This is a genomic window from Paenibacillus sp. GbtcB18 (assembly GCF_019091125.1).
Classification (GTDB): Bacteria; Bacillota; Bacilli; order Paenibacillales; family NBRC-103111; genus Paenibacillus_F; species Paenibacillus_F chitinolyticus.
In genome coordinates, this window is sequence record NZ_JAGXJX010000074.1 from 1 (window position 1) to 849 (window position 849).

The 849-nt window shown below is 36.7% G+C and carries 1 protein-coding gene; it reads left to right on the forward strand.

The genetic code is table 11. The features are described from left to right. Positions 1–555 (forward strand): exosporium glycoprotein BclB-related protein (locus KVT34_RS29560; RefSeq protein WP_302695725.1); only part of this gene is annotated, 555 nt, incomplete at its 5' end. Positions 556–849 lie beyond the last annotated feature (294 nt).

Genomic DNA, 849 nt, shown 5'->3' on the forward strand with positions numbered 1-849 from the left:
ACAGGTTCAACCGGAGGAACGGGAGCAACCGGAAGTGGAGCAATTGTACCATTTGCTTCTGGCGGCCCGGTTATTTTGACTACAATTGCAGGTGGATTAGTAGGAACAACAAGTTTAGTTGGATTTGGGAGTTCGGCGACAGGTATAACGGTTGTTGGAGGCAATATTGATTTGACCGGTACGGCATTAGGCCCTATTATAAATTTTGCATTTTCAATGCCGCGTAGTGGTACTATTACTTCGTTAGCAGCATATTTTAGTGTTACTGTCGCATTAAGCTTGGTTGGTACGACGGTGACATTAAATGCGCAATTGTATCAGTCAACTACCCCGGATAATACTTTTAGCCCGATCCCAGGGGCAACAGTTACTTTAGCACCTTCTTTAACGGGTGCATTAGCTCTAGGAACTATATCATCTGGGATAATAACGGGATTGAATATTCCGGTAACTCCAGCAACAAGACTCTTGCTTGTTTTTTCCGCTACAGCTTCTGGTCTTTCACTTGTTAATACTATTACGGGTTATGCAAGTGCAGGACTAGGCATTAATTAAATGAATTTAAGGTTACTATTTTAATCTTTATATAAGTCTCGAAAGAGATTTTAATATGTATTATTTATGAATCAAATTAACGAATGTAATAACCCATTTAAAAGTGATAAAAATAAAAAAATACACCTTCAATAAATGAAGGTGTATTTTTTTATACTGCTTGGGTTTATATACCCGTATCGTATATAGAATCTTATTTATAAGTACATAACATTAGTTGAATTCTGATCCATTCTGTTTTAGTAAGTAAAAAGAAATATCTCTTCCTAACTTAATTATAAGTCGGAGGCCAAG